Genomic DNA, 26,146 nt, shown 5'->3' with positions numbered 1-26,146 from the left:
CATAATCAGCGATCTCTTGAACCAATGCAGCCATGAGCCAACCCACCGCCCCCATCGTCCACGGCACCGAAGATGTGCTGATTGCCCTGTGCAACTCCGTCTCGCGCGTGCTGCAGGTGGCCACCCAGTGCCCGATTCAGTACTCGGGCATGGTGCAACGCATCACCAAGACCAGCCTCAAACCCGATATCGGCTGCTTTGTGCTGATCGATGGCGGCTTTTCTGCGCTCATCATCATCAACTTCTCGGCCGATGCGGCCATGGAGCTATACCGCAGCTATCTGCTGTCCATGGGCATGGCCGAGAGCGATCTGGCCAGTTCCTATACCTCGGACGATGTGAGCAACGTCATGGGCGAACTGATGAACCAGGTCGTTGGCGACTTCACCAGCAAGGTGCAGCGTGAGCTGCAGACCCATATCGCGCAAAGCCAGCCCAAGATGATCCGCCTGAACAAGCAGGTCAATCTGAGCGTGGATGCCAATCTGGATGCCCCGGAAGCGCGCCGCGTGACCTTCTACACAGGCAACAACAACATCTTCTATCTGGAGATGGCGGTGGATCACATGGAGTTCATCAAGATCAAGGACTTCGAGGCCCAGGAAAAACCGGACCCTGATCTTGTCATGGCCCAGGCCCGTGAAGCCCAATCTGGACAAGCGCCTGCCACTATCAATACTGCTGTAGCCTCCAGCGATACAGACGACCTGCTCAAGTCGCTGGGCCTCTAAGACAAGAGCCCTGCCGTGCCAACGACGGCCCGGGAGCTCGCGTTTGCAGGTGATCGGTCTTGCGTCGGCGGCGCTTACCGGCCTTTTTCTGCCGGCAGGCCCGGTCTTACCGCATCTGCCATTGCGAGAATAAAGGCGCGTAGCTTTTGCACATCGTCATCGCTGAGCTTGCCCGCAAAATCGGGCATGCCACGCGAAGTGGCCGGGCCGTTGATGATGAAGCTGCCCAGATTGTCAATCATGGCCACAGGCAGATAGGTCAGGCTGGGCAGGGCTCCGCCCTTGCTGATGCCAGGATAGCCGTGACAGGCAATGCAGTTGCTGTTGTAGAGTGCGGCCCCGGCCGGCACCAGTTGCTGGTCGTACTTGAGCCCACCGATCAGGGCATTCATCTGATAGGCCACCCGTTCCGGCATCGGGGCCTTGCCTCCCAGCACAAAGGTATAGACCGTGCCGGGGCTCTTGAAGTCGGCCACGCGGTCACCGAGGCCAAAAGCACCACCCCAGCCCACGGCAATCGAGACATATTGCCTGCCGTCCAGTTCATAGCTCACCGGTGCCGCAATCACACCGCTGCCCATGGGAGCAGCCCAGAGCTTTTTGCCGCTTCTGGCGTGATAGGCCACCAGCCGCGCATCGGCCGTTCCCTGAAAGACCAGATCACCGGCCGTCGCCAGCGTTCCTCCATTCCAGGGCGAGACATGCTTTCGATGCCAGGCTTCCTTTTGCCGCACCGGGTCCCAGGCGATCAGGCGACCAAAGGGCGGGCTGCTGGGCTCCAGCATCACGCGCCCCGTATTCCAGCCGGTATTGCTCATGAGCTGGCCCGGCGTATTGCTGTTGAAGCCGCTCCAGTTCGGATCGTCGGCCATGGCCGTGGGAATATGCTGGGCCGGAATATAGGCCAGCCCTGTCTGCGGGCTATAGGCCATGGAATGCCAGTTATGCGCCCCCAGAGGGCCGGGAATGATCTCGGCCTTGCCGGCGCCGCGCACGGCCTCCTCCATGATGGGACGGCCGTTGCCGTCATAGCCCCTGGCCCAGTTCACGGGCACAAAGTTCCTGGCGGAGATGAATTTTCCGCTCTGACGGTCGATCACAAAAAAGTAGCCGTTCTTCGGCGCATGCAGCAATACTTGCGCAGCTTGCCGTCAATTCTGATGTCAGCCTGCACGATATCCTGGGCAGAAGTGAAGTCCCAGTTATCGCCCGGCGTTTCCTGGTAGTGCCATTTGTAGGCACCCGTGTCCGGGTCCAGCGCCACGATGGAGCCCAGATAGAGGTTGTCTCCCCCCGCAGGACTGCGCTTGCGGTGCGCCCAGGGTGAGCCATTGCCCACGCCGATATACATCTGATCGAGTTCAGGATCGAACACCAGCGAGTTCCAGACCGTTCCGCCACCGCCGCTCTCCCAGTACCTGCCTGCCGGGTCCCAGGTTTTGGCCGCCTCCTCCAGCGCCTTGCTCTCATAAGCCTGAGCTGGATCGCCTGGCACGGTATAAAAGCGCCAAACCTGCTTGCCGGTCTCGGCGTCGTAGGCCGTCACATAACCGCGAGCACCATATTCGGCGCCGCCATTGCCGATATAGACCTTGCCCTTGAACACGCGCGGAGCACCCGTGATGGTGTATGAAAAATTCTTGTTGCCTATGGTGTCCGTGGACCAGACCTGCCGGCCCGTGGCAGCGTCCAGCGCAATCAGCCGCCCGTCGAAAGCACCCACAAACACCTTGCCCTTGTAGACGGCCACACCGCAGTTGACCACATCGCAGCAGCCTTTGTAGGCCATCTCGCGCGGCACCTGTGGGTCGTAGGTCCACAGCGCCTTGCCCGTACGCGCATCCACCGCATGCACCACGCTCCAGGGGGCGGAAACATACATCACGCCATTCACCACGATGGGAGTGGCTTCCACGCCGCGCGACGAATCGAGCTTGTACGACCAGGCCAGGCCCAGTTGGTCCACATTGCCACTGTGGATCTGCTTGAGCGGGCTGAAGCGATTTTCCTGATAGTTCAGCCCATGGCTGGGCCAGTCCTTGCCGGTCCTGGCATTGGCTTCGATATGAGCGTCATCCACATGCTGCCCAGCCAGCGCCGGCATGGAAAGCCAGCCCAGCAATCCTGCAACGGCCAGGCTCACCAAACGCCGGTTTGGCCTGTGGTGGGTGCGGATGCACGCAGGGTTTTGCATAGAGTCTGTCTCCTGTGGTGATGGGTCGCTCTGCCGCAGTTCTCCCGCCAGCTTCGGAAAATTCTTGGGCAAACAGGAGCAGCTCGCATCACAGGCAAATCCGCACTCCGTTTGGACGATGCGTCGCACGTCTGACAAGGTGCCATGTCCGACGGCAGCAGGTCACAGCATCCTGGCTTAAAACCCTGTTAACAAGATAAATACTGTTTGCGCAATAATTTGAATACCAACTATTTAAATGCATTCGGAATGTCCAGCACCACCTCACTGTCCAGTCGTCAGCGCCAGCTCATGTTTGTCATGGCGCAGGTCAACAAGCAATGGCGTCGCACGCTGGACAAGGTCCTGGCACCCCTGGGTCTGACGCAGGCGCTGTGGCTGCCCCTGGTCCACCTGGAGCGCAGTGCGGGTGCCATGCGGCAAAAGGACCTTGCTCTGGCGCTGGCGCTGGACAGCTCTTCCATCGTGCGCCTGATTGACGGCCTTCAGGCCCAAGGCTGGGTGGAACGCATCGATGATGCCGATCGGCGCGTCAAGCGCATACAGCTCACGACGGCCGGACTAATGCAGGTCGAGACCGTCAAGACCATCGTGGCGGATGTCCGCAGCGAAGTCATGCAGGAGCTGCCCCCCGATCTGCTGGATGCTGCACTGGATGCACTGGAAACCATGCTGGAAAAGATGGCTGCGCTGGAAGCAAGCGCCAGCGAGGGCTCCCAGCCCGAACGCTGAACTAGCGCCACACACAACAGAACCCTCACGGCCAGTTCCGGATTTCACTTGTATGCAAAGTCCCGTCACCCCTGTACGCAAAGCGCCGCTCTGGCTGCTGGTCATGGTCACCATCGCCGGCACCATGGCCATGCATATGTTCATCCCGGCTCTGCCCGATGCAGCTCGCCACTTCGGCGCCAGCAGCGGACAGATGCAGCAGACCATCACCGTCTACATCCTCGGCCTAGCACTGGGCCAGCTGATCTACGGCCCCATGTCGGATGCACTGGGCCGCCGCCCTCTGTTGCTGGTCGGGCTGTGTCTCTACACCGTCGCCAGCCTTGCGGCCTTCCTGGCCCCCAGCGCGAATATGCTGATTGGCGCGCGCCTGATTCAGGCTCTGGGCGGCTGCGCCGGCCTGGCACTGGGCCGCGCCATTGTCCGCGACACTGCGACACCCGAAACCGCCGTGGGCAGTCTGGCCTTGCTCAATCTCATGATGATGATTGGCCCGGGCATCGCCCCCTCCATAGGCTCAGGGCTGGATGCACTGTTCGGCTGGCGCATCATTTTTGCGGTGCTGGCGCTCATGGGCGCGCTGACGGCCATCGGAGTCTGGCGCCTGCTTCCTGAGACCGGTCACCCCACCGGCAAGCTGAACTGGCGCACCGTGCGCAATGACTATCGAACCTTGCTGGGTTCACCCCAGTTTCTGGGCTTCGCCATAGGCGGCGGTAGCGCCACCACATCCATGTACGCCTTTATTGCTGCAGCGCCGTTCATCTTCATCGAGCAGTTGCACACCAGCAAGGCGCAGCTTGGAATCTACCTCGGGGTGCTGATGGCCGGCATGGCAGCAGGCAATGCGCTGGCACGCCAGCTCATCAAACGCTGGCCACTGGAGCGGCTGATACTGGGCGGCAATATGCTGAGCCTGGGCTGCGCGGCAGCACTGGTAGTCCTGACGCTGCTGCAGCTGATCAACGTGCCCGCTGTCGTGACATTGATGCTGCTGTTTACCTTGGGTTCCGGCATGACCAGCCCTGCCGCACTCTCCAAGGCTCTGGGCGTGCACAGCGATTTGACGGGATCGGCCGCCGGCGTCTACGGCTTTTCCCAGATGGCCGTGGGCGGTCTGTGCACGCTGGGAGCCAGCCTGGGCAGCAGCCCTGCTCTGTCGGCCTTTGCCGTGCTGCTGATTGCCTGCGTCGTGGGCCAGCTGGGCTTTCGCAGCGCACTCAGGATGAAATCGGCCTCTAGTGCTTGATGGAAAATCGTAAACAGCTATATATTCAGTAGCAAACAGATTCAAGGAGCACCATGTCATCCATCGCCCAAAGCTGGCAGCGCATCAGCGCCTGGTATGCCCAGAACACACCCAAAGACACTCTGGTCTTGGCCGATGGCGCCAGCGAGGCAGAAATTGCCGAGCTGGAAGCCGCCCTGGGTCAACGCCTGCCGGACGATGTGCGTGAGTCACTGGCCCTGCACAACGGCGCGGCCAATGAGGCCTATCTGTTGTACTTTGGCGAGCTGCTGTCCACACAGCGCATGCTGGAGGTCTGGCAGATGTATGCGGACATGCAAAAGAGCGAAGGCTGGGGGCTTGGCCCGGACTACAACCCTGACTATCTGCAAGGCCCCCTGCGCCCCGTGTACTGGGATGCACTGCGTATTCCCCTGACCGACAACTGCGGCGATGGTGCCATGCTGGACCTTGCGCCAGCGGCTGGTGGCCATGCGGGCCAGATCATCGAGTTTGATCACGAGGCAGGCCCCAAGGGCGTGTTTGCACCCAGCTTCTCGGCCTGGCTGGCACTGCTGGCCGACGAGCTGGAGCAAGGCAAGCATGTCTATATCGAAGACGCAGGCTGCGTGGCACCGCCGGGCACCTGGTGAAAATCGGCGTTCAAGGCCTGCACGGCAGCGTCCACCCTCCAGGCCGAATAGCAGTCGGGGTTGAGCCCCGGCATCTGCACGCGCTGCAGCAGCTCGCGCAGACTGTCCTTGACGCGGGCCAGCCGCAGCAGCACAGCCCGCTGAGAATGAGGTCGACGACACAATCGCAAAGCGGCTGGTACCGAGCAGCCCATAGACCAGCAAGCCCGCAAACAGCGCAATCACCCCGGCCTGGGACGGCGCACCGGCAATGCCTGAATAGGCCACGGCCACGGCCTCGGGCAGCAGCAGCCCCGCGATAGACAGGCCCGCAATCCAGTCCGCGCCCACAGGCATCCAGCGCGCAGTCATAAAGGCTTGTGCAGATTGCTGGTCACACCTGACCAGCCGGGCAAAAAGAAAAGAGCCCGGCAGGCGGGCTCTTTTCAGGACGGAACCGGCTTACAGATTGCCGACCATCTGCTCGGGCACGACCCACCGATCGAACTGCTCGGCCGTCACATGGCCGCTGGCAATGGCCGCGTCACGCAGGCTGCTACCCTCCTTGTGCGCCTTCTTGGCAATATAGGCTGCCTTGTCGTAACCGATATGCGTGTTGAGCGCTGTCACCAGCATCAGCGAACGGCCTACCAGTTCGTCAATGCGCGCACGGTTTGGCTCTATGCCCACGGCGCAGTGATCGTTGAAACTGACCATGCCGTCGGCCAGCAGGCGCACGCTTTGCAGGAAGTTGTGCGCCACCATGGGGCGGAACACATTGAGCTCGAAGTTGCCCGAGGCTCCGCCGAAATTGATGGCCACATCGTTGCCGAACACCTGGGCGCAAAGCATGGTCACGGCTTCGGACTGCGTGGGATTGACCTTGCCCGGCATGATGGACGAACCCGGCTCGTTCTCCGGGATCGAGATTTCGCCCAGGCCGCTGCGCGGCCCGGATGCCAGCCAGCGCACGTCGTTGGCGATTTTCATCATGCTTGCAGCCAGCGTCTTGAGAGCGCCATGTGCATAAACCAAGCCGTCGCAGCTCGCCAGGGACTCGAACTTGTTGGGCGAGGTGACAAACGGGGAGCCCGTCAGTCTGGCCAGTTCTGCCGCCACGCCTTCGGCGTAGCCTTTGGGTGCATTCAGCCCCGTACCCACGGCCGTCCCCCCCAGTGCCAGCTCATACAGATGCGGCAATGCGGCCCGCACATGGGCTTCGCCATGGGCCAGCTGGGCAACCCAGCCGGATATTTCCTGACCCAGCGTCAGCGGCGTGGCATCCTGCAAATGCGTGCGACCGATCTTGACGATATCTGCAAAGGCTTCGCTCTTGGCCAGCAGCGTGACACGCAACTTGGCGATGGCGGGCAGCAACTTGTGCTCGATGGCCGTCACCGCAGCCACATGCATGGCCGTGGGATAGACATCGTTGCTGGACTGGCTTTTGTTCACATCGTCATTCGGGTGCACCAGACGGGCTTCACCGCGCTCGCCGCCCATCAGCTCGCTGGCCCGGTTGGCCAGCACCTCGTTGACGTTCATATTGGTCTGGGTGCCGGAGCCGGTCTGCCAGACCACCAGGGGGAACTCATCGGGATGCTTGCCCGCGAGCACCTCATCGGCGGCCGCATTGATGGCTCTGGATTTTTTCTCGTCCAGCAGACCCAGCGCCTGGTTGACGCTGGCAGAGGCCTTTTTGACCTGCGCCAGCGCAGCAATGATTTCACGCGGTTGCTGCTCGCCGCTGATGTCAAAATTCTGCAGCGAGCGCTGCGTCTGCGCGCCCCAGAGCTTGTTGGCGGGTACATCGATCAGGCCAAAAGTGTCTTTTTCCTGGCGGGTGACTGTCATGGAATCGCTCCTTGCAATACAACTCGGCGCAGCTGGCTGAAGAAATCTGGCTGCCGTTGGCCGCAAACGGAAGTCGACCCACCGCCAGGCAGGCCACTTCCACAACCGGTTCATGCTAGCTCAGCCCGGCAGGCGGCAAGCACAATCGAGGCAACACCCCTGCGCCGGCAAGGCCAGAAATACATAGTTACATTAAATCAATGTCGGACAAAGAATCCGACCGGCCTTGCTGGCCCGCCACATCAATGTTCACTGATCTTTCCACCCCCATCGCCACCACCGTCATGACATCAAGTTACAGCACGATGATGGTGTGTGTCTCCATCGTCATCGCGGTATTTGCCTCTTTTGTGACGCTGGGTCTGGCCCGTCGCATGCGCATGGCCTCGGGCAGAATCGGACGCATCTGGTGGGCCATCGGCGCCATGGTGATGGGCACGGGGGTCTGGGCCATGCACTTCATCGGCATGCAGGCGTTTGAGCTGCCCATCACCCTGGGCTACAGCGGTGCTCTGACGCTGGCATCCTGGGTCGCGGCAGTCGCGGCATCGGCATTGGCCTTTGGAATGGCAACCAGGGCCGAATACCGCTGGCCTCATTTTCTGGGCGCCTCGCTGCTCATGGGCGGCGGCATCTGCGCCATGCACTATCTGGGCATGCTTGCCATCGAGATGTCCATCCCGATTGCCTGGGACTGGCCGCTGGTGGCGGCCTCCGCTCTGATCGCTGTACTGGCCTCGGCCACGGCGCTGACTCTGTTTCGTGCACTTTTTTCGCTCTCCGGCAAGCGGCTGTGGCTGTTCCAGACATTGGCGGCACTGGTCATGGGCTTTGCCATCTGCGGCATGCACTACACCGGGATGTCGGCGGCCAGCTTTGCCAGCGGCTCGGTCTGCCTGAGCGCGGACGCTCTGAGCGGCCCCGAGCTCACCACCATCATCATCATCACCACGGTCATGCTGCTGATTGCGGCGATGTTCAGCACCTTGCTCGATGCGCGCCTGCAGAGCACGGCCTTCAAGCTCAATCAATCGCTGCAGGAAACCAATGCCAAGCTGCAACTGGCCAATACCGAGCTGCGCCAGCGCGCCTTTGCCGATCCGCTGACCAATCTGCCCAACCGCCTGCTGTTTGAAGATCGTCTCATCCATGCCCTGCTGCGCCTGGAGCGCGCCAACCGCTCACGAATCAAGGAACGGCTGGGAATCTTGTTTGTGGATCTGGACGGATTCAAGCCCATCAACGACTCCTTTGGCCACGCCGCAGGCGATCAGATCCTCGTCAGCGCGGCCGAACGCCTCATGGCGGAAGCCCGCAGCAGCGATACCGTGGCCCGCGTGGGCGGAGATGAGTTCCTGGTGCTGCTGGAGGACACCCAGGACGTGGCCGCCTGCATGGCGGTGGCCAATCGCATTCTCAAGGCGCTTAGTCAGCCCTTTCGCCTAGGCAACAAGGAGCTGCAGATCACCTGCTCCATCGGCATCGTGGCCTTTCCCGACCATGGTGACCGCGACCACCTGATCGCCAATGCCGACGCCGCCATGTACGCAGCCAAACGCAATGGCGGCAACGGTTTTGCAGTGTTCGAGCCGCATATGGGCAGCGACGCCTCCGAGCAGCTGGAGCTGCAAAACGACCTGCGCCACGCCATTCAGCGCGGTCAGATGGAGCTGCATTACCAGCCCAAGATCGACAGCGAGCGCGGCAACATCATCGGGGTCGAGGCGTTGCTGCGCTGGGCTCACCCGGAGCGCGGCATGATAGCGCCCGATACCTTCATCCCTCTGGCCGAGCGCTTCGGCATCATCAACAGCCTGGGCAACTGGGTGATCGAAGAAGCCTGCCGCCAGTTGGCCCTGTGGCGCGATATGGGACTGCAGATGCGGGTGGCGATCAATCTTTCCGTGCACCAGCTGCGCGAAAGCGGCCTGGCAGATCGCATCACCCAGACGCTGCTGCGCCACGACGTACAGGCCAGCCAGCTGCTCTGCGAGATCACCGAATCCGTGGCCATGGAAGACACCCAGGCCACGCAGCGCGCAATCGAGGAATTGCGCGACATCGGCATCTTTCTCTCTATCGACGACTTTGGCACCGGCTACTCCAGCCTCAACTACCTGCGTCAGTTGCCCGCGCAGCAGTTGAAGATCGACCGCAGCTTCATCCGCGACCTGGAAACCGAGGAAGATGCCCGCGCCGTGGTCCATGCCGTCGTGCGCCTGGCCCATGCCCTGGGCCTGCGCGTGGTGGCCGAGGGGGTGGAAACTGCGGGTCAGCGGGACATCCTGATCGACATGCAATGCGATGAGCTTCAGGGCTACTTCTACGCGCGCCCCATGTCGGCGGACAGCCTGCTGGCCTGGGCAAGAGGCGATCGCCGAGGTGGTCAGGCCGATTTCTCGGCCTCCATCCTCGGCGCACTGACCGGCTAAACGCCGCACAGCACCCACCAGTCATATATAAGACTGGTGGGTTATGGCTGCAAGAATTGTCGTCTGGACCGATAATCGATGGGTTTACCGTGCGCGCCCCACGCGTACAGATTGCAACCCCCGAGAAGCTTCACGATGACCACCTCCATCCGCCAGCAGGACCTGATCGATTCGATCGCAGGTGCCCTCCAGTACATCAGTTACTACCATACGCCGGATTTCATCCAGCATCTGGCCCGCGCCTATGAACGCGAGCAAAGCCCTGCGGCCAAGGATGCGATGGCACAGATCCTGACCAACTCCAAGATGGCGGCCACCGGCCAGCGCCCCATCTGCCAGGACACCGGCATCGTCAACGTGTTCCTGAAAGTGGGCATGGACGTTAAGTGGGAAGGCTTCACCATGGGGTTGGAAGACGCCATCAATGAAGGCGTACGCCGTGGCTACAACCACCCCGACAACACGCTGCGCGCCTCCGTCGTGGCCGATCCCCAGTTCAAGCGCAAGAACACCAAGGACAACACCCCCGCCGTGATCAATGTGCAGATCGTGCCCGGCGACAAGGTGGACGTGACCGTGGCCGCCAAGGGCGGCGGCTCCGAGAACAAGTCCAAGATGATCATGATGAACCCCAGCGACAACATCGTGGACTGGGTTCTGAAGACCGTCCCCACCATGGGCGCAGGCTGGTGCCCGCCCGGCATGCTGGGCATTGGCATCGGCGGCACGGCTGAAAAGGCCGTCCTGCTGGCCAAGGAAAGCCTGATGGAAGACCTCAACATGTACGAGCTGCAGCAAAAAGCTGCCAGCGGTGCAGAGCTCGACGACGTGGAAAAGCTGCGCCTGGAACTGTTCGAAAAGATCAACGCCCTGGGCATCGGTGCCCAAGGCCTGGGCGGCCTGACCACGGTGCTGGACGTCAAGATCAACATGTACCCCACGCACGCGGCCTCCAAGCCCGTGGCCATGATTCCCAACTGCGCCGCCACGCGCCACGCCCACTTCGTGATGGATGGATCAGGCCCCGTGCACCTGGATGCCCCCTCGCTGGACACCTGGCCCAAGATCGACTGGCACCCCGACTACAACAAGTCCAAGAAGGTCGATTTGAACAATCTGACCAAGGAAGAAGTGGCCAGCTGGAAACCCGGCGACACACTGCTGCTCAACGGCAAGATGCTGACCGGCCGCGACGCTGCCCACAAGCGCATCCAGGACATGCTGGCCAAGGGCGAGAAACTGCCTGTGGACTTCACCAACCGCGTGATCTACTACGTAGGCCCCGTGGACCCCGTGCGCGACGAAGTGGTCGGCCCTGCAGGCCCCACCACGGCCACCCGCATGGACAAGTTCACCGACATGATGCTGTCGCAGACCGGTCTGATCTCGATGATCGGCAAGTCCGAGCGCGGCCCCGTCGCCATCGAGGCCATCAAGAAGCACAAGAGTGCCTATCTGATGGCCGTGGGCGGCGCCGCCTACCTGGTCTCCAAGGCCATCAAGCAAGCCAAGGTCGTTGGCTTCGAAGACCTGGGCATGGAAGCCATCTATGAATTCGACGTGGTAGACATGCCTGTCACCGTGGCCGTGGATGCCGGCGGCACCAGCGCCCACATCACCGGCCCCGCGATCTGGAAGGAAAAGATCGCGACCGGGGAATTCAAGGGCATTGAAGTGGCCGGTGTGTAATCACCCAGCAGGCCCCGCCATAAAGAACCGCCTTCGGGCGGTTTTTTCGTCCCGAAGCTTAAAGAAAGCAGTTGAAATAGGCTGATGGGCCGAATTGGCCTTTTCCCGATATTTTTCGAAACCCCAATCCAACGCATGCATATCCGAGCAGAACTCCCCACCGATGCCAAGGCCATCGAGCAAGTGACGATCCAGGCCTTCAAGGACGCACCGCATACCGATCACACCGAGCAATTCATCGTGCGTGAGTTGCGCGCAGCCGGGGCGCTTGCCCTGTCCCTGGTCGCAGAGATTGACGAGCAAATCGTCGGGCATGTCGCCATCTCTCCCGTCACCATCAGCGACGGCAGCCAGCACTGGTTCGGCCTGGGCCCCATCTCCGTCATTCCCCAAAGACAGCGACAGGGTATTGGCAGTGCACTCATGCAGGCAGCCATCAGCGCTCTGCAAGCGCAGTCTGCGCGGGGATGCGTGCTGCTTGGCGATCCGGACTACTACCGACGCTTTGGTTTCCGGACGGTGCCGGGCCTGGTGCTGCCCGGAGTGCCTGCCGAGTACTTTCAAGCACTGTCTTTCGAAGGCCTGCCGCCGCAAGGCGAAGTGAGTTATCACAGGGCATTCAACGCCCGGGACTGAGCCTGCCGGTTTTGAAAGTCTGTCGGCTCGGCGGCGAGGCGGCATCCACACTCGGCCATCGGCGCAGCACCGATGACAAAGCCGATGTGCTGGCCAAGCCGACATGGGGTACACAGCCGCCATCAGCAAGCAAAGCTTTCGGGGTTCACGGCAACGCGATGCCTAGTCTTCGTCGAAATCAGGGCTTCTTGGTAAATACGAGACACAGATACCAAGCATGCTAATTAAGATATGCGACAGAGTGGGTATTTGTCTGACGCCGTCCAGAATGATTTGCATCGCAAGCACAAGGAGTTCAGCATGAGCCATGTCGCAGCAAAGATGGTGACCGGTGCGCTGGTGGCGCTCTCGGGCTTTGCTTCCGCACAGACTCAGCAGCCATCGGCTGCGCCCAAACCGCTGCCCCCCCCTGCGACTCAGGTATTGGTCCCCCAGGGAGTCTATGCGCAGATCGACACCAGACTGGGGCAGGAGGCGCTTCGCTTGCTGTCGCAGGGTACGCCTCAGCAGCAGCAAGCCGTGCTCGAGCGCATACGCGCCGCGCCCGAGCGCTTTCAACCGCCCGTGTTCTATGTGCTGTCGCAAACACTGTTCAAGGCAGGTCTGCGGGACGAGGCTGCCTTCTGGTTCTACGCCGGCCAGCTGCGTGCCCGCTTCGACGCCAATCGCTGCGCCGACGTCACTGCCAGACAAGCGGTCGATGTGATGAATCAGAGCTATGGAGCCCCCATCAACCGCCATCTGTTTCAGGATCTGGACAAGGCTCAGGAGTTGATCGCCAAGGTTGTGGACTGGGATCGCCGCACACCCCACGCCTACGACCCGCACTGGATCAATCTGCACGGGATGCAGGCGGTGCAGGCCTCCCGGGACCCGCAACTGGCCGCCAGGCTGACGATGGAATCGCTGAGCCTGCCAGCCGCGCAGTGGCCTAGCCTGGCCGAGCAGACGCGCACCAAGTATCTACAGGGCTATCAGGAAGCCATCAGCCAGCTCAAAGCCGAATCAAAATCCAAGTGAACGATCGCTTCCGGCCCGCCGAAATCAAAGTCAAAGGTTCTATATCCCTTATGTAGAAATCGCTTGCGGCTACTCTTTTTGAATAATCTTCCGGCAAGACTCCACGCAATCTTGATGGCAGCCCCTATTGGCGCATGCCCTGTTTGCTCTACGATGACTCAGACCTCTGCACCCTGGGCCACTGCAATGCCACTCAAAAGGAGTCCTCATGCACAAGATTTTTGCGCTGTTGACGACCACCGCCCTCGTCGCCTTGCTGACCGCCTGCCTGGTACCTGAGCGCTTCTCCGCCAGCGTGGAAGTGCAGGCCGATGGCGGCTACAGCTACCGCTTTGACGGCACGGTGGTGAATGCCCTGGCCGTAATGAAGCTCAGAAAACAAGGTGTGCTGAGCGAGAAAGATCACCAGGAGCTGGCGGCGCAAGCACAGCAGCTGAGCCGCGAACCCGAGGTCAGGAAAGCCGTCTACAAAGGCAATGCTCGCTATGCGCTGGAGATTGCCGGCCAGCGAAAGCCCGGTGAAGGCCTGCAACTGCTGGACATGTTCACCGTGCAGACCGACAGAAACGGCGTGATGACGATTGCCGCCAAACCGCTCAAGGACAAGGAAAAGAGAGACTTCGCGCAACTGGGCATCACCATGAACGGCAGCCTGAAGGTCAGCCTGCCCGGCAATGCCGAGGTACTCTCGCAAAACGCCAGCTCCACGCCCACGCTGGGCCTGGGCGCGTACAGCTGGAAAATCGGCAGCCTGAACGTACGACCCGAGATCAGGCTGCGCTTAAAACCGTGAAGGCTGTCGCAGTGCTCGGACTTGGCATTTCGGGAGAAGATGCCTGCACGATTTCCCGTGTCTGCCCGCCAAGACCCTTATGACCCCAAACCTTCCATCGACAGCCCTGCAACTGCCTTATTCCCAGGCCTGCGAAAACAATCAGGCCGCTATTCTCGAAGTGCTGAAGTCCGCTTTTCAGCACAGCCGGCATGTGCTGGAAATAGGCTCCGGCACCGGGCAGCACAGCGTGTACTTCGCACCGCGCCTGCCGCAGCTGGTCTGGCAGACCAGCGACCTGGCCGACAGTCATGCAGGCATCCAGGCCTGGCACGCCGCCCATGGAGCACCCAATCTGCGTGCTCCGCTAGAGTTCGACCTGGCAGCCGATGCCTGGCCCGCAACCACGGATCCATCAGGCTTTGATGCCGTCTTTACCAGCAACACCTGCCATATCGTGGCCTGGCCGCTGGTGCAGCGCATGTTTGATCTGGTGGGCTCGCACTTGCCCGAAGGCGGCGTGTTTGCCATCTATGGCCCGTTCAACTACGGCGGCCACTTCACCAGCGACAGCAACCGCGCCTTCGACGCCTGGCTGCGCCAGCGTGATGCGCGCAGCGGCCTGCGCGATTTTGAAGCCATCGTGGCCCTGGCCGGTCAGCACGGCCTGCAGCTTGAACTCGATCAGGCCATGCCGGCCAATAACCGCACGCTGGTCTTTCGCAAACGCTGAACTCTTACATCATGGCCGCCATCTTTGCCTACCAATGCAGCAAATGCGATCAGATTCACGAAGGATCGCCAAGCTTTGCTTTCGATGCCCCTGCACCCTACCGACGCCTGAACGAGCAAGAACGCGAGGAATGGGCCGAGCTGAGCGACGAGCTCTGCGTCATCGCCCACCCCGAAGGCACGCAATACTATGTGCGCGCCCTTCTGGAAGTGCCGATCCATGGCCTGGACGAGCCCTTTCTCTGGGGCATCTGGGTGTCGGCCAGCGAAGCCAGTTTTCAGCGCTATCTGGACTCCTTCGACAAACCTCCCGAAGACCCGATTTTCTTTGGCTGGCTGTCCAATCTGATTGCCGTCTACCCCACGCAAAAATCACGCCCGGCCGATGTGCATATCCAGGCCGACGGCACACGCCCGCGCGTGGTGCTGCACCGCTGCGATGAGGAAAGCGATGCGCTGGTCGTCGATCAGCATGAAGGCATTTCGATCGCGCGTGCCCAGCAACTGGCCGAGCAATCGCTGCATGGCATTTAAGCCAAACATGGCCCAAGCGCTGGCTCCTCAAGAGCTATCTTCATGCATTGATGGGCAACAAAAAACCGCCAGAGGAAAATCTTCTGGCGGTTTCTGGCCGTTTGGTGATCAGGCGTGACTGCTTATCCGTTGCTCCAGCCAGTCTGGTAGAACTGCTGGATGAAGGACCAGGCCTCGGCCGGATCATCGGTGTAGCGGAACAGGTTCAGATCCTTGGCGGAAATGGTGCCCTCTTCCACCAGCACATCGAAGTTCAGCACCCGCTTCCAGAACTCCGTGCCGAACAGGATCACGGGCACGGGCTTGCTCTTGTGGGTCTGCACCAGCGTCAGCACTTCAAACAGCTCGTCCATGGTGCCGAAGCCCCCAGGAAAGGCCACCAGCGCCTTGGCGCGCATCATGAAATGCATTTTGCGCAGTGCAAAGTAGTGGAACTTGAAGCTCAGCCCCGGCGTGATGTAGGGGTTGCCATGCTGTTCATGCGGCAGATAGATGTTCAGCCCCACATTGGGAGCACCCGCATCATGCGCGCCGCGGTTGGCCGCCTCCATGATGCCGGGGCCACCGCCCGTGCAGATGTAGAAGCGCTCGCTGGGCGCCTGCTTCATGCCTTCGGTCGCCACGATGCGCGCAAAGGCGCGTGCCGCCTCATAGCGCTCGGCATTGCGCATGCCACGTTCGGCCAGCGCCATGCGCTGGGTATCGCCGCTGGCCTTGGCTTGCGCAAGCTGCTCGCGCGCCTGCTCCATATCCACAAAGCGTGCGCTGCCGTAGACAACCACCGTGTGCTCGATGCCGCGCTCGATCTGGGTCAGATCTGGCTTGAGCATTTCCAGCTGCATGCGGATGCCACGGGTTTCGCGGCGGAACATGAACTCCGGATCGGCGAATGCAAGGCGGTTGGATTGAGGTTCCAGCTCTTTGCCGTTATGGGCCTGGTTGTGCAGCTCGGCCCAGGCATTGGCCAGATCGGTATCGGACAGGGGTGAAGAAATTTGCATGGACCCTCGGTTCTTAGAATGCTGAGCAGCACGGACTACAGCCATCCCTAAAGATTTCGTAGCGCTGACCGCCCATCCGTCAAGTACTTCAAGCTCAAATGCACCTGTAGTGCAGATGATGCTTGCACTATACGCTCACAAAGCTATAGCCCTGGAGAGTATTTCGCCTCTAAACGCTGAAGCAGTTTGCCGCAATAGTGGCAAATGGTCTGCCAGCTTAACGGCTGAACCCGATGCTCCAGCTGAGCATACCCATGTAGGTCATGAACAGAGAGCCGACCAGATGCACACAGGCCCAGCCCAGGGCTGCGGCCAGGCGCTGCTGCTGCAGCAGGCCGATGACCTCGGCCGAGTAGCTGGAAAACGTGGTCAGAGCACCGAGAAAGCCGGTGATGATGGCCAGTTTCCAGGCCGGGTCCAGCTGGGGCATGGCCTGAAACAGCGCGATGAAGACGCCGATCAGATAGCCGCCGATCAGATTGGCGGCAAGAGTGCCCCAGGGCATGCTGGCTCCGGCACTCAGCCACAGTCCCAGCCCCCAACGCGACAGGGCGCCTAGGCAGGCACCGATGCAGATGGCAACAATATTGAGCATGGCTGCCAATCTAGCGCAAGACCGCGGCCCTGAAAGGCTTGGGCGGCAGGATTTCAGGCTTTATGCGCCGCAGGCTTTTCATCGGCCTCGGCGGCCTCTTCCTCGTCCAGGGGTTCGTTGCGCACCAGATTGCTGAGCGTGGGCGGTACGCTCTCTCCTGCCCGGCGCGAGCGAAACAGCGCCGCGCGCATGAGGAAGATGGTGGTGATGGGCACGGTCACGGCAATGAAGATGGCAATCAGCACCGAGTGCATGACAAAGCCCTGGCCGCTGACGGAAAAATAGATCCAGGTGGCATGCATGATGAGCCAGCAGCCCATGGTGGCGATGATGGAGGGCGCGTGCACGCGCTCGAAATAGCTTTTGAGCCGCAGCAAGCCCACGGAGCCCATGAGAGCAATCAGCGAACCACCGAAGACCAGGGCCGCCACCAGAATCTGGGCCCACAGCGGCAGATCCACGCCAATGACCTCGGTACTCATTCGATCACCTCGCCGCGCAACAGGAACTTGGCCATGGCCGTGGAGCCGACGCAGCCAAACAGAGCCACCAGCAAGGCTGCCTCGAAATAGTTGGTGCTGTCATACAGAATGCCCATGACCAGCATGACCAGCATGCCGTTGAGATACATGCAGTCCAGCGCCAGCACGCGATCTTGCGCATGCGGCCCCTTGAGCAGACGCAGCACCGAGCAGCCCATGGCCGCCAGCAGCATGACCAGAGATGCCATCAGCACCCAATAAAACCAGGGATTCATTCAAAAATCTCCATCAGCAGGCTCTCGTAGCGGGACTTCACAAAGTCGGCCATCTGCTTGGCATCCTCCACCTCCAGCGCATGCAGCAGCAGCATGGAGCGGTCGCGCGAGATTTCGGCCCAGGAAGTGCCGGGCGTCAGGCAGACGATCATGGCCAGTACTGCCAGCCCGTTGGGATCGCGCAGCTCGAGCGGAATATGGACAAAGGCCGCCGGGTGCTTGCGCATGCGCGGCAGCAGCAGAAAACGCACCACATTGAAGTTGGAGACCGAGGTGTCGCAGACCACACGGAATGCCAGCTTGAGAATGCTCAGCGGATGGCTGACCCGCACCGGCAAGGGGCGCAGGCCGCGCAGCAGCACGGGAATCAGCAGGCCCAGGATCAGGCCCAGCAAGATCTGGCCGGCACTGACCGAGCGGTTGAGCAGCAGCCACAGCACCAGCAGAGCTACCGACAGCAGCGGTGCCGGGAAGATGGATTTCATGATGTTCTTCATGGGCGGCCCTCCTCTTTCTGAGCCGAGGCGGCGGTCTGGGTAGCGGCATCCTGCGCAGCTTCGCTTTCATCGCCGATACCGGGGACGGGCTCCGCCTGCATTTCCAGCGCGGCAGCACGTGCCGCCGCCTCGGGACCCGCAGCCTCCTGAGCCTTCTTCTCCTTGGGCGCAGGTACCGGAGCAAGACCCAGGACGGTACGCACATAGACATCGGGCGAATGCAGGGCATTGGCCGCTCGCTGGGTATAGCGCATCACATCATCGGCCTTGACCGTCAACACCACACAGCACAGCAGCAGTGCAACGATGGGCAGGCCTTCCGCCACCTTGAGTGATGGCGCGCTCTGCTCCGGATTGGCCCAGAAATGTCGGATGCCGGCGCGCGTGAGTGCCACCAACGCCATCAGACCGGTGATGATGAGCAGGGCCACCATGCTCCAGCCCAGCGGACCGGCCTTCACACCACTGGATGTCCCCATGCCCAGCGGATTGAGCAGGCTGGTCAGCATGGCGAATTTGCCGAGAAAGCCGGCCAGAGGCGGCAGGCCCGAGATCAGCAAGGTGCAGGCCATGAAGCTCAGACCCAGAAAAGCCGCCGCTGCCGGGAAGGCACGGCCGATCATGAGCTCTTCATCATCGTCGAGATTGAAGCCTTCGGTGGGCAACAGCTCTGCATTGAGGAATGGCGCTTCATCATCCTCATAGGGCTCGCCCGCGTCATCATCCACGCGCCAGCGGTCCACCACATCGGCGATCAGGAACAGGGCCGCAACTGCCAGCGTGGAGCCCGGCAGGTAATACAGCAGGCCGGCTGTCAGCAGATTCTGGCCAAAGCCCGTCGCGGCCAGCAGGGTACCGGACGAAAGAATGGCGGCGAAGCCCGCCAGATGGGTCAACCGTTGCGAGCCCAGCATGCCTATCGCACCAAAGGCCATGGTCAGCATGCCGCCCACGATCAGCCAGGTACTGCCAAACAGGGCCGATGCCCCGGCTTCCGAGCTGAACAGCAAGGTCCACAGGCGCAAGATGACATAGACCCCCACCTTGGTCATGAGCGCAAACAAGGCTCCCACCGGCGCAGTCGCCGCACTGTAGCCAGGCACCAGCCAGAAATTCAGCGGCCACAGCGCCGCCTTGATCAGAAAGGCCGTTCCCAGCACACCCGCTGCCGCATGCAGCAGGCCGCGGTCGGCGTCCTGCACCTGCGGAATGGCGCGGGCCAGATCGGCCATATTGAGCGTTCCGGTAATGCCGTAGAGCATAGACACGCCGATCAGGAACAGCGAAGACGCTGCCAGATTGATGGCGATATAGTGAAGGCCGGCCTGAATGCGCGTGCTGCCGGAACCATGCAGCAGCAAACCGTAAGAGGCGGCCAGCATGATCTCGAAGAACACGAACAGATTGAACAGATCGGCCGTGATGAAGGCACCGCTGAGCCCCATCAACTGCAGCTGGAACAAGGGGTGGAAATGCACCCCGGCCTTGTGCCAGCGCGCAGCGGAAAACACCAGCGCCGCCAGTGCCACCACATAGGTGACCAGCAGCATCAGAGCAGTCAGCCTGTCCAGCGCCAGCGCGATGCCAAAGGGCGCCGGCCAGTTGCCGGGCATATAGACCGACATGGTGACGGCAGAGCCCGCCTGGTTGGTCCAGCCCAGCAGCATGACCACGATCACCAGACTGATCGTGGTGGACAGGATGTTCATGCCCAGCTTCAGGCGCTGACGCTCTTCACGCAAAAACAGCATCAGCGCTGCCGTCAGCATGGGCAGCATGATGGGAGCCAGCATCAGGTGCGGCATCAAACGCTCGGTCCACCCAGTCATAGCATTTCCTGTTCGGTACGCGAGTGCACGCCATCCACATGGTCGTTTCCAGAAGCGCCGCGCGATGCCAGCAGCACGACCAGGAACAGCGCCGTCATGGCAAAGCCGATGACGATGGCTGTCAGCACCAGGGCCTGAGGCATGGGGTCTGCATAGTGCGACAAATCGGTCGGCACACCGTTTTGCAGCACCGGCACCTTGTTGATCGACAGGCCCTGGCGCCCCATGGAGAAGATGAACAGATTGACGGCATAGGACAGCAGCGCCAGCCCCATGATGACCTGGTAGCTACGCGGGCGCAGCAACAACCAGACGCCCGAGCCGGTGAGCACACCGATGGCAATGGCCAAAACGATTTCCATTACATACCTCCCCTTGCCAGTGCTGCAGCTGTGGCTGCCTGCACCTCGGCCTCGGCCTTTTTGGCCTCTTGTTCCTGCTCTTCCAGCAAGCGTGCATGGAAGCGGTGTCCGCGCACCGATTGGTGGGCTATCGCCGTCAGGATCAGCATGGTGGAGCCCACCACCAGCGCAAACACCCCGATATCGAAGAAGGTGGCGCTGGCGAGATGCACATGTCCCACCAACGGCAGCGAAAAGTCAAAGCTGTGGCTGGTCAGGAAGGGGTAGCCAACGGCCACCGAGCCCAGGCCTGTGCCCAGCGCAAAAAGCAGACCTGCGGCAATCCAGCGACGTGGATACAGCGGCAGATGCGCCTCCACCCAATGCGTGCCCGAGATGATGTATTGCATCAGCAAGGCGACCGAAAACACCAGCCCGGCCACAAACCCGCCGCCAGGCTGGTTATGGCCGCGCACAAAGATATAGGCAGCCACCAGCGTCGCAAACGGCAGCAGCAATCGCACCAGCACGGCTGGCACCATCAGGTAGCCCACGGCTGTATCGCTGGCATTGCGCGGGTTGAGCAGGTCGGTCTGCAAATCGCCAGGCACATAACGCTGCTGCTCCGGGATGTCCATGGCCTCGCGTGCCGGACGGAAGCGGCGCAGCAGCGCATAGATGACGATGGCCACAATGCCCAGCACCACGATTTCGCCAAAGGTGTCAAAGCCGCGGAAGTCCACCAGCATCACATTGACCACATTGGTGCCGCCACCGCCGCCCAGCGCGTTTTCGAGGAAAAAGGTGGAGGTGCTTTCATAGAAAGGCCGGCTCATCATGGCAAACGCCAGCCAGGCCATACCGCCACCAGCAATCAGCGACAGCACCAGATCGCGCAGGCGGCGTGCCTTCGCCCTGGCATCGGCGTTATCGGCCGTGCGCATATTCTTGTCCCGCTTGGGCAGCCAGCGCAGCCCCAGCAGGATCAGCACCGTGGTGGCGACTTCCACCACCAGTTGAGTCAGAGCCAGATCGGGAGCCGAGAACCAGAGGAAGGTCAGCACCGTGCACAGGCCCGTGCCGCCGAGCATGATCAATGCAGTCATCCGGTGGTACTTGGCTTTCCAGGCCGTGCCCAGCGCACACAGGCAGCCAATCGCCCAGAGCAGGACAAAAGCCGAAGACACGGGCAAAGTGCCGCGATTGCCCAGCTTCATGCCCCATAGCCACATTGGCAATGCTGCTGCCACCAGAGCAACGCAGACCAGCCACAGCATCTGCCACTGCAGGCGGCGCGTGGACAGATTGCGGCGCCCCGCCCGGCCCAGCCAGGTGATGCGAGCCAGCAGACTCTCAAAAATCCTGCGACCGCTGACACGGCCCAGCACGGGCGTCGTATCAAAGTGTCCGACCGTGCGCTGCCAGCGCAGCATGGTGTAGAGCAAGATACCGCCAGCCAGCGCCACCAGGCTCATGATGAGCGGCATATTCCAGCCATGCCAAATGGCCAGGCTGTACTGCGGCAAGTCACCGCCTACGACTGGAGTTGCAGCGACAGCCAGAAAACCGCCCACTGCCCAGGCCGGGAAGATGCCGACGATCAGGCAAGCCAGCACGAGCAGCTCCACCGGTACACGCATCCAGTGCGGCGGCTCGTGCGGCTCGTGAGGGAGATCGTTTGCCTGGGGCCCAAAAAAGACATCGAACGTAAAGCGCAGCGAATAGGCCACGCTGAACATGCCCGCCACGGTCGCAACCACGGGTAGCACAGTCTTGACCCAGGGTGCTGCATCCAGATAGACGGTCTCGGCAAAGAACATTTCCTTGGAGATGAAGCCGTTGAGCAAGGGCACGCCGGCCATGGCGGCACTGGCCACACAGGCCAGCGTGGCCGTGATCGGCATCATGAAGCGCAGGCCCGAGAGACGCCTGATGTCACGCGTGCCGCTTTCATGGTCCACAATGCCAGCAGCCATGAACAGCGAAGCCTTGAAGGTCGCATGGTTCATGATGTGAAACACCGCCGCCACGGCGGCCAGCTTGCTGTTCAGGCCCAGCAGCAAGGTAATAAGACCCAGGTGTGAAATCGTCGAATACGCGAGCAAACCCTTGAGATCATGCTGGAACATCGCGCAATAGCCGCCAATCAGCAGCGTCATGGCACCTGCTCCACCGACCAACCAGAACCATGCATCGGTGTCTGCCAGCACCGGCCACAGCCGTGCCAGCAGAAACACACCGGCCTTGACCATAGTGGCCGAGTGCAGATAGGCCGACACGGGCGTGGGAGCCGCCATGGCGTTTGGCAGCCAGAACTGAAATGGAAATTGAGCACTCTTCGTTAGCGCACCAAGCAAAATCAGCACCAATGCCAACAGATAGAGGTGACTATCGCGAATCTGCTGCCCTGCAGCCAGAACATTGTCGAGGTCATAGCTGCCCACGATATGACCCAGCACCAGCATGCCCACCAGCATGGCCAGCCCGCCCGTTCCCGTGACCGTCAAAGCCATGCGTGCGCCCCGGCGCGCATCCTTGCGGTGATACCAGTAGCCGATCAGCAGGAACGAAAAAAGACTGGTCAGTTCCCAGAAAAATACCAGCTGAATGATGTTTCCCGAGAGCACCACCCCCGCCATGGCCCCCATGAAGGCCAGAAAAAACGAGAAAAAGCGCGGTACAGGATCAGTGGGCGACATGTAGTAGCGCGCGTAAAGCACCACCAGCGCACCAATGCCGAAGACCAGCATGGAGAACAGCCAGGCGAACCCGTCCATGCGGATCACCAGATTCAGCCCCAGCGCCGGCAGCCAGGAAATCTCCTGCCTGAGCACCGCTCCATCGGCCATTTCCGGGAACAGCATCCCTACCTGAATTGCGCATATCAGCGCAATGACACCCGCGAGTGTTGATTCAGTATTGCGCGCATTTGCAGGCAATAAAGCAGCCAGAAGGCTGCCTGCAAAAGGTAGGAGGATGAGGTATATCAAGGGCATGGGCGGATCATTCTAGAGGTTGACGTTATTTTTTCCGCTATAAAAACCTGAGCATTTCACAGACTTTAGACCACAGTTCACCTTTAGTTGATGACAGAAAATCCATCAAAACAGCGGGTTGCATGCAGATAAAGAAGTGCTTCCACAGCCGCCCTTGCGCGCGGCACCGGTGTCATACATCTGCTGCAAACCATTTTTGCCAAACTCAATCAATCTGCCAACCCATGCATGTACGCAGCTATCGCCCCGGAGATGAAGTCGCGCTATGGCAGGTGTTTCACGATGCTGTTCATCAGCTGGCAGTGAATCACTACAGCCAGGTGCAGCTTGACGCCTGGGCGCCACAACATCCCGACTGGATGGAGTGGCGCCAGCGCATCCAGGCACTCAAGCCTTTTGTCGCTATCTGCGCCAATGACTCACCCATGGGTTATGCCGATCTGCAGGCCAATGGCTATATCGACCACTTTTTTGTAGCCCCGCAATATGCGCGCCAGGGCGTGGGCCGATTGCTGCTTGCACATATCGAACAAGCAGCACGGCAAAACGGCCTGTCTGAGCTGACCGCCGATGTCAGTCTCAATGCCCAGGCTTTCTTCGCTCATTTCGGCTTTGAGCTACAGCGCCAGCAAATCCCCGTCGTACGTGGCATTGCCCTGAGCAACGCGCGTATGCGAAAAACTCTTTGAGCCTGGCTCAGATCAAACTACCGGCAGCACCCCAACCGATGCAACAAGCATGAACTGGCTCTGGAAACCCGAAACACCCAATCCACAGAAATGGCTGATCGTCGCTTTCATGGCGGTGATGGTGGGCGCACTCGCCCCCATTTTCTGGCGCAGCTTCATACCCGATGCGCATTGGCAGCTGATCGCGCTGTATCTGGCGCTGGCACTTACGGCAGCCGCCGGCATCTGGCTGCTGCGACTCCATAGGCTGGGACTTTGGCAACCGGCAGGCCCCTGGCTCAGCTACGGCCCCATCAAGCGCTGGCTGATGGCCTTGCTATGCACCGCTTTCATGGCTTTCATGCTCTGGCTCAACCTGGCAGCAACCCTGCCCATGGCCTATACGGCGGTCCTGGGAAGCAATACCAGCATGCAGACCATTGCCGAGAAAAAACGGGGCACAGGCCGCCATGCCTGCCGCCATCAGCTCAAGCTGCCCGAAGTCGACTACCTGTTTTTCGAGTTCTGCATTGATGAAGATGGCTACGACAGCCTGCCATCTGCCCCATTGCCCGCCTCGCTGTCCATGCGCGAAAGCTACTTCGGCAGGCTTGTGGACAGCATTCGTCTGGCGGCCCCACAGCAAAAAGATGAGCACTGATCGCTGTGCCACAATAAAAAAACATCTGACTGACTACTGAAACTACCAGTAAACAAACGCTTTCAGCTCCTTTTTTATCTTTTCAAGCCGTCATGCAAATTCTTCTGCCTCCACTGATGCTGATTTCCGGAATGGGCTTTGTGCTCAGTGCAATCACACATTTGGCGGCATTTGCAGGGCAGATCGATGCACTTGAAACACACTTGCCTCAAGATGTCCTGGAGACATTCACAAGCGCCATGACCATCGGGATTTTTGCCGTCTGGATGCCTGCGGCACTGATTGCTCAGCGCATCAACAACGGCAATCGCCTGCAGTTTTCCTGGAAGAAGGTGCTCGCAGGCTGCCCCTCCTGGATGCGCAACACTGCCTATGCGGTCTTCATTTACGCTTTTGCCAACTTTTTTCTCGGCATTGCGGGCGGCATGGCGGAGCAGCAGCACGGCTTGCGCGTGTTCTCGGGCCACTGGATGATCTTCTACGGCATGGCGTTTTGCATCTTCTTCTCGAGCTGGAACCTGCCTTCCATGCTCAAGACCCGCCACTGCCCGGCCGGGCATGAAGTCGGTCATGGTGATAATTTCTGCCCGACCTGCGGCTTGCCTGCAGCCCAGGACAGCCCGAATCCCTGATAAACCATAGCCCTGGAGGCGCCGCCGGCACCCAAAGCGGCGCATACTGACGGCCGCACCATCGCCTCCACCTACCTCTTGCACCATGCCCACTCCTCACTCCCCCATCGGTATTTTTGATAGCGGTGTGGGCGGCCTCAGCGTGCTGCAGGCACTGCGCCATGAGCTGCCGCACGAGCAGTTTGTCTATCTGGCCGACAGTGGCAATGCACCCTATGGCGATGCACGCGGCGATGCGTTTGTGCAGGAGCGCAGCCTGGCCATTGCGAAATACCTGCTGGAGCAGCACGACATCAAGATTCTCGTGATTGCCTGCAATACCGCCACCGCTGCGGCCGTGGAACTGTTGCGCGAACGCCTGCCGCAACTGCCCGTCATTGGCGTGGAACCGGCGATCAAACCTGCCTCTTTTTCCAGCCAGACCCATCATGTGGGCGTGATGGCTACCCGGGGCACCATCTCCAGCCAGCGTGTGGCACGCCTGGTGTCGGAGCATGGCCAACGCGCCGAGTTTCACCTCCAAGCCTGCGACGGCCTGGCCAGGGCGATCGAGCAAAGCACGGAGCAGGCATTGCCCGAGGATGCAAGCGCCACGGAGATCAGAGCGCTGTGCGCAAAGTACACAAGCGCTTTGGGGAGTTTCGGCCTTAAGACAGGACAGATGGATACGCTGGTGCTGGGCTGTACCCACTATGTGTTCGTCAAGGACGATTTGCGTGCCCTGCTGGGGCCCGATATCCAGTTCCTGGACACGGGGGCCCCCGTGGCACGCCAGACCCGGCGCATGCTGGAGCAGCGCAATCTGCTGGGAGCCGAGACCGATGGATCGCTGCAGCTGGCCCAGGCCGATCAGATTCAGCTCATGACGACCGGCCGCCTGACGGCCATGCAAGCCGCGGCCCAGCGCTGGCTGGATCTGCCCGCAGGCTGCAGCCTGGCCGTCAACGTGTGCTCGCCAAGCGCCTTGGCCACACCCGCCTGAT

Annotated in this window: 26 protein-coding genes and 2 pseudogenes; 16 read left to right on the top strand and 12 right to left on the bottom strand. The window is 60.9% G+C overall.

Features of this window, described 5'->3' with window-relative positions; all coding sequences use genetic code 11:
- Positions 1 to 32: 32 nt before the first annotated feature.
- The gene (locus CSE6_RS15385; protein ID WP_034360471.1) at positions 33 to 731 is read left to right on the top strand and encodes a DUF3334 family protein; all 699 of its coding nucleotides are present in this window, start codon (positions 33 to 35) and stop codon (positions 729 to 731) included.
- A gap of 74 nt (positions 732 to 805) precedes the next feature.
- Here CSE6_RS15385 and CSE6_RS15380 read toward each other — a convergent pair.
- Positions 806 to 2,835, bottom strand: a pseudogene (locus tag CSE6_RS15380) (PQQ-dependent dehydrogenase, methanol/ethanol family).
- Positions 2,836 to 3,174: 339 nt separating this feature from the next.
- On the opposite strand from CSE6_RS15380, the gene CSE6_RS15375 reads away from it, so the two are divergent.
- From CSE6_RS15375 to CSE6_RS15365, 3 genes are read left to right on the top strand one after another with little or no spacing between them, the layout of a single operon-like run.
- Positions 3,175 to 3,657 carry a MarR family winged helix-turn-helix transcriptional regulator gene (locus tag CSE6_RS15375; protein ID WP_034378540.1) on the top strand — a complete coding sequence of 161 codons (483 nt, stop codon included), beginning with the start codon at positions 3,175 to 3,177 and terminating at the stop codon, positions 3,655 to 3,657.
- Between the two features lie 52 nt (positions 3,658 to 3,709).
- Complete coding sequence (locus tag CSE6_RS15370) at positions 3,710 to 4,906, top strand: multidrug effflux MFS transporter (protein WP_059440901.1); 1,197 nt, start codon at positions 3,710 to 3,712, stop codon at positions 4,904 to 4,906.
- 53 nt (positions 4,907 to 4,959) lie between these two features.
- Positions 4,960 to 5,538 carry an SMI1/KNR4 family protein gene (locus tag CSE6_RS15365; RefSeq protein WP_034407389.1) on the top strand — a complete coding sequence of 193 codons (579 nt, stop codon included), beginning with the start codon at positions 4,960 to 4,962 and terminating at the stop codon, positions 5,536 to 5,538.
- Here CSE6_RS15365 and CSE6_RS15360 read toward each other — a convergent pair.
- The 3 genes and pseudogenes from CSE6_RS15360 to fumC all read right to left on the bottom strand — a co-directional run bounded on the left by CSE6_RS15360 (position 5,493) and on the right by fumC (position 7,371).
- A complete protein-coding gene (locus CSE6_RS15360; protein ID WP_059440900.1) occupies positions 5,493 to 5,672 on the bottom strand; it encodes a hypothetical protein in 180 nt (59 codons plus the stop codon). The genes CSE6_RS15365 and CSE6_RS15360 overlap by 46 nt on opposite strands.
- Positions 5,659 to 5,889 (bottom strand): annotated as a pseudogene (locus CSE6_RS15355) (SulP family inorganic anion transporter); the annotation flags it as partial. The gene CSE6_RS15360 and the pseudogene CSE6_RS15355, both read right to left, overlap by 14 nt.
- A gap of 90 nt (positions 5,890 to 5,979) precedes the next feature.
- Positions 5,980 to 7,371, bottom strand: a complete 1,392-nt coding sequence (gene fumC, locus CSE6_RS15350) for a class II fumarate hydratase (protein WP_034360456.1) — start codon at positions 7,369 to 7,371, stop codon at positions 5,980 to 5,982.
- A 245-nt stretch (positions 7,372 to 7,616) separates the two neighbouring features.
- Here fumC and CSE6_RS15345 point away from each other — a divergent pair, with 245 nt between their 5' ends.
- The 8 genes from CSE6_RS15345 (at position 7,617) to CSE6_RS26715 (ending at position 15,304) form a co-directional block, all read left to right on the top strand.
- The gene (locus CSE6_RS15345; RefSeq protein WP_238585715.1) at positions 7,617 to 9,803 is read left to right on the top strand and encodes a bifunctional diguanylate cyclase/phosphodiesterase; all 2,187 of its coding nucleotides are present in this window, start codon (positions 7,617 to 7,619) and stop codon (positions 9,801 to 9,803) included.
- 135 nt (positions 9,804 to 9,938) lie between these two features.
- Entirely contained in the window at positions 9,939 to 11,492 is a 1,554-nt protein-coding gene (locus tag CSE6_RS15340; protein ID WP_003061052.1) for a fumarate hydratase, read from the top strand.
- A 135-nt stretch (positions 11,493 to 11,627) separates the two neighbouring features.
- A complete protein-coding gene (locus CSE6_RS15335) occupies positions 11,628 to 12,128 on the top strand; it encodes a GNAT family N-acetyltransferase (RefSeq protein WP_034360451.1) in 501 nt (166 codons plus the stop codon).
- 300 nt (positions 12,129 to 12,428) lie between these two features.
- Positions 12,429 to 13,148: a hypothetical protein gene (locus CSE6_RS15330; RefSeq protein WP_059440912.1), complete on the top strand. Its 720-nt coding sequence runs from the start codon at positions 12,429 to 12,431 to the stop codon at positions 13,146 to 13,148.
- Positions 13,149 to 13,356: 208 nt separating this feature from the next.
- A complete protein-coding gene (locus CSE6_RS15325; RefSeq protein WP_059440898.1) occupies positions 13,357 to 13,941 on the top strand; it encodes a hypothetical protein in 585 nt (194 codons plus the stop codon).
- Positions 13,942 to 14,020: 79 nt separating this feature from the next.
- Entirely contained in the window at positions 14,021 to 14,653 is a 633-nt protein-coding gene (locus tag CSE6_RS15320; protein WP_059440897.1) for a DUF938 domain-containing protein, read from the top strand.
- An 11-nt stretch (positions 14,654 to 14,664) separates the two neighbouring features.
- Positions 14,665 to 15,186 (top strand): DUF2199 domain-containing protein, encoded by a 522-nt coding sequence (locus tag CSE6_RS15315; RefSeq protein WP_059440896.1) that lies wholly within the window; start codon positions 14,665 to 14,667, stop codon positions 15,184 to 15,186.
- On the top strand, positions 15,176 to 15,304 hold the full coding sequence (locus CSE6_RS26715) for a hypothetical protein (RefSeq protein WP_274522630.1): 129 nt from the start codon (positions 15,176 to 15,178) through the stop codon (positions 15,302 to 15,304). The genes CSE6_RS15315 and CSE6_RS26715 overlap by 11 nt, the downstream gene beginning before the upstream one ends.
- Before the next feature lie 4 nt (positions 15,305 to 15,308).
- On the opposite strand, the gene CSE6_RS15310 is transcribed toward CSE6_RS26715, so the two are convergent.
- The 8 genes from CSE6_RS15310 to CSE6_RS15275 form a co-directional block, all read right to left on the bottom strand.
- Positions 15,309 to 16,187 (bottom strand): TIGR00730 family Rossman fold protein, encoded by an 879-nt coding sequence (locus CSE6_RS15310; RefSeq protein WP_034360441.1) that lies wholly within the window; start codon positions 16,185 to 16,187, stop codon positions 15,309 to 15,311.
- Positions 16,188 to 16,404: 217 nt separating this feature from the next.
- On the bottom strand, positions 16,405 to 16,782 hold the full coding sequence (crcB, locus tag CSE6_RS15305) for a fluoride efflux transporter CrcB (RefSeq protein ID WP_034378558.1): 378 nt from the start codon (positions 16,780 to 16,782) through the stop codon (positions 16,405 to 16,407).
- Positions 16,783 to 16,835: 53 nt separating this feature from the next.
- A complete protein-coding gene (gene mnhG, locus CSE6_RS15300; RefSeq protein WP_045840133.1) occupies positions 16,836 to 17,264 on the bottom strand; it encodes a monovalent cation/H(+) antiporter subunit G in 429 nt (142 codons plus the stop codon).
- Entirely contained in the window at positions 17,261 to 17,539 is a 279-nt protein-coding gene (locus CSE6_RS15295; protein WP_059440895.1) for a K+/H+ antiporter subunit F, read from the bottom strand. The genes mnhG and CSE6_RS15295 overlap by 4 nt, the downstream gene beginning before the upstream one ends.
- Positions 17,536 to 18,036 (bottom strand): Na+/H+ antiporter subunit E, encoded by a 501-nt coding sequence (locus CSE6_RS15290; protein ID WP_034360432.1) that lies wholly within the window; start codon positions 18,034 to 18,036, stop codon positions 17,536 to 17,538. Before CSE6_RS15290 ends, CSE6_RS15295 begins: the two co-directional genes overlap by 4 nt.
- On the bottom strand, positions 18,033 to 19,865 hold the full coding sequence (locus CSE6_RS15285; protein WP_034407379.1) for a monovalent cation/H+ antiporter subunit D: 1,833 nt from the start codon (positions 19,863 to 19,865) through the stop codon (positions 18,033 to 18,035). Before CSE6_RS15285 ends, CSE6_RS15290 begins: the two co-directional genes overlap by 4 nt.
- Positions 19,862 to 20,227, bottom strand: coding sequence for a Na+/H+ antiporter subunit C (locus CSE6_RS15280; RefSeq protein WP_003061035.1), 366 nt, complete (start codon positions 20,225 to 20,227; stop codon positions 19,862 to 19,864). Before CSE6_RS15280 ends, CSE6_RS15285 begins: the two co-directional genes overlap by 4 nt.
- Positions 20,227 to 23,202, bottom strand: a complete 2,976-nt coding sequence (locus tag CSE6_RS15275) for a monovalent cation/H+ antiporter subunit A (RefSeq protein WP_045840132.1) — start codon at positions 23,200 to 23,202, stop codon at positions 20,227 to 20,229. Before CSE6_RS15275 ends, CSE6_RS15280 begins: the two co-directional genes overlap by 1 nt.
- Positions 23,203 to 23,426: 224 nt before the next feature.
- Between CSE6_RS15275 and CSE6_RS15270 the strand changes: the two genes are divergently transcribed.
- The 4 genes from CSE6_RS15270 (at position 23,427) to murI (ending at position 26,145) form a co-directional block, all read left to right on the top strand.
- Positions 23,427 to 23,891, top strand: a complete 465-nt coding sequence (locus CSE6_RS15270) for a GNAT family N-acetyltransferase (RefSeq protein WP_034360423.1) — start codon at positions 23,427 to 23,429, stop codon at positions 23,889 to 23,891.
- Positions 23,892 to 23,940: 49 nt separating this feature from the next.
- On the top strand, positions 23,941 to 24,531 hold the full coding sequence (locus CSE6_RS15265) for a hypothetical protein (RefSeq protein ID WP_059440894.1): 591 nt from the start codon (positions 23,941 to 23,943) through the stop codon (positions 24,529 to 24,531).
- 239 nt (positions 24,532 to 24,770) lie between these two features.
- On the top strand, positions 24,771 to 25,163 hold the full coding sequence (locus CSE6_RS15260; RefSeq protein WP_238585714.1) for a hypothetical protein: 393 nt from the start codon (positions 24,771 to 24,773) through the stop codon (positions 25,161 to 25,163).
- A gap of 85 nt (positions 25,164 to 25,248) precedes the next feature.
- Positions 25,249 to 26,145: a glutamate racemase gene (murI, locus tag CSE6_RS15255; RefSeq protein ID WP_059440893.1), complete on the top strand. Its 897-nt coding sequence runs from the start codon at positions 25,249 to 25,251 to the stop codon at positions 26,143 to 26,145.
- The last annotated feature ends 1 nt before the right edge of the window (position 26,146 follow it).

Origin of the sequence: Comamonas sp. E6, assembly GCF_001010305.1 — a bacterium.
GTDB lineage: Bacteria > Pseudomonadota > Gammaproteobacteria > Burkholderiales > Burkholderiaceae_C > Comamonas > Comamonas thiooxydans.
Note: the sequence above shows the minus strand (reverse complement) of the source record. Positions and strands in the feature narration are given on the sequence as shown.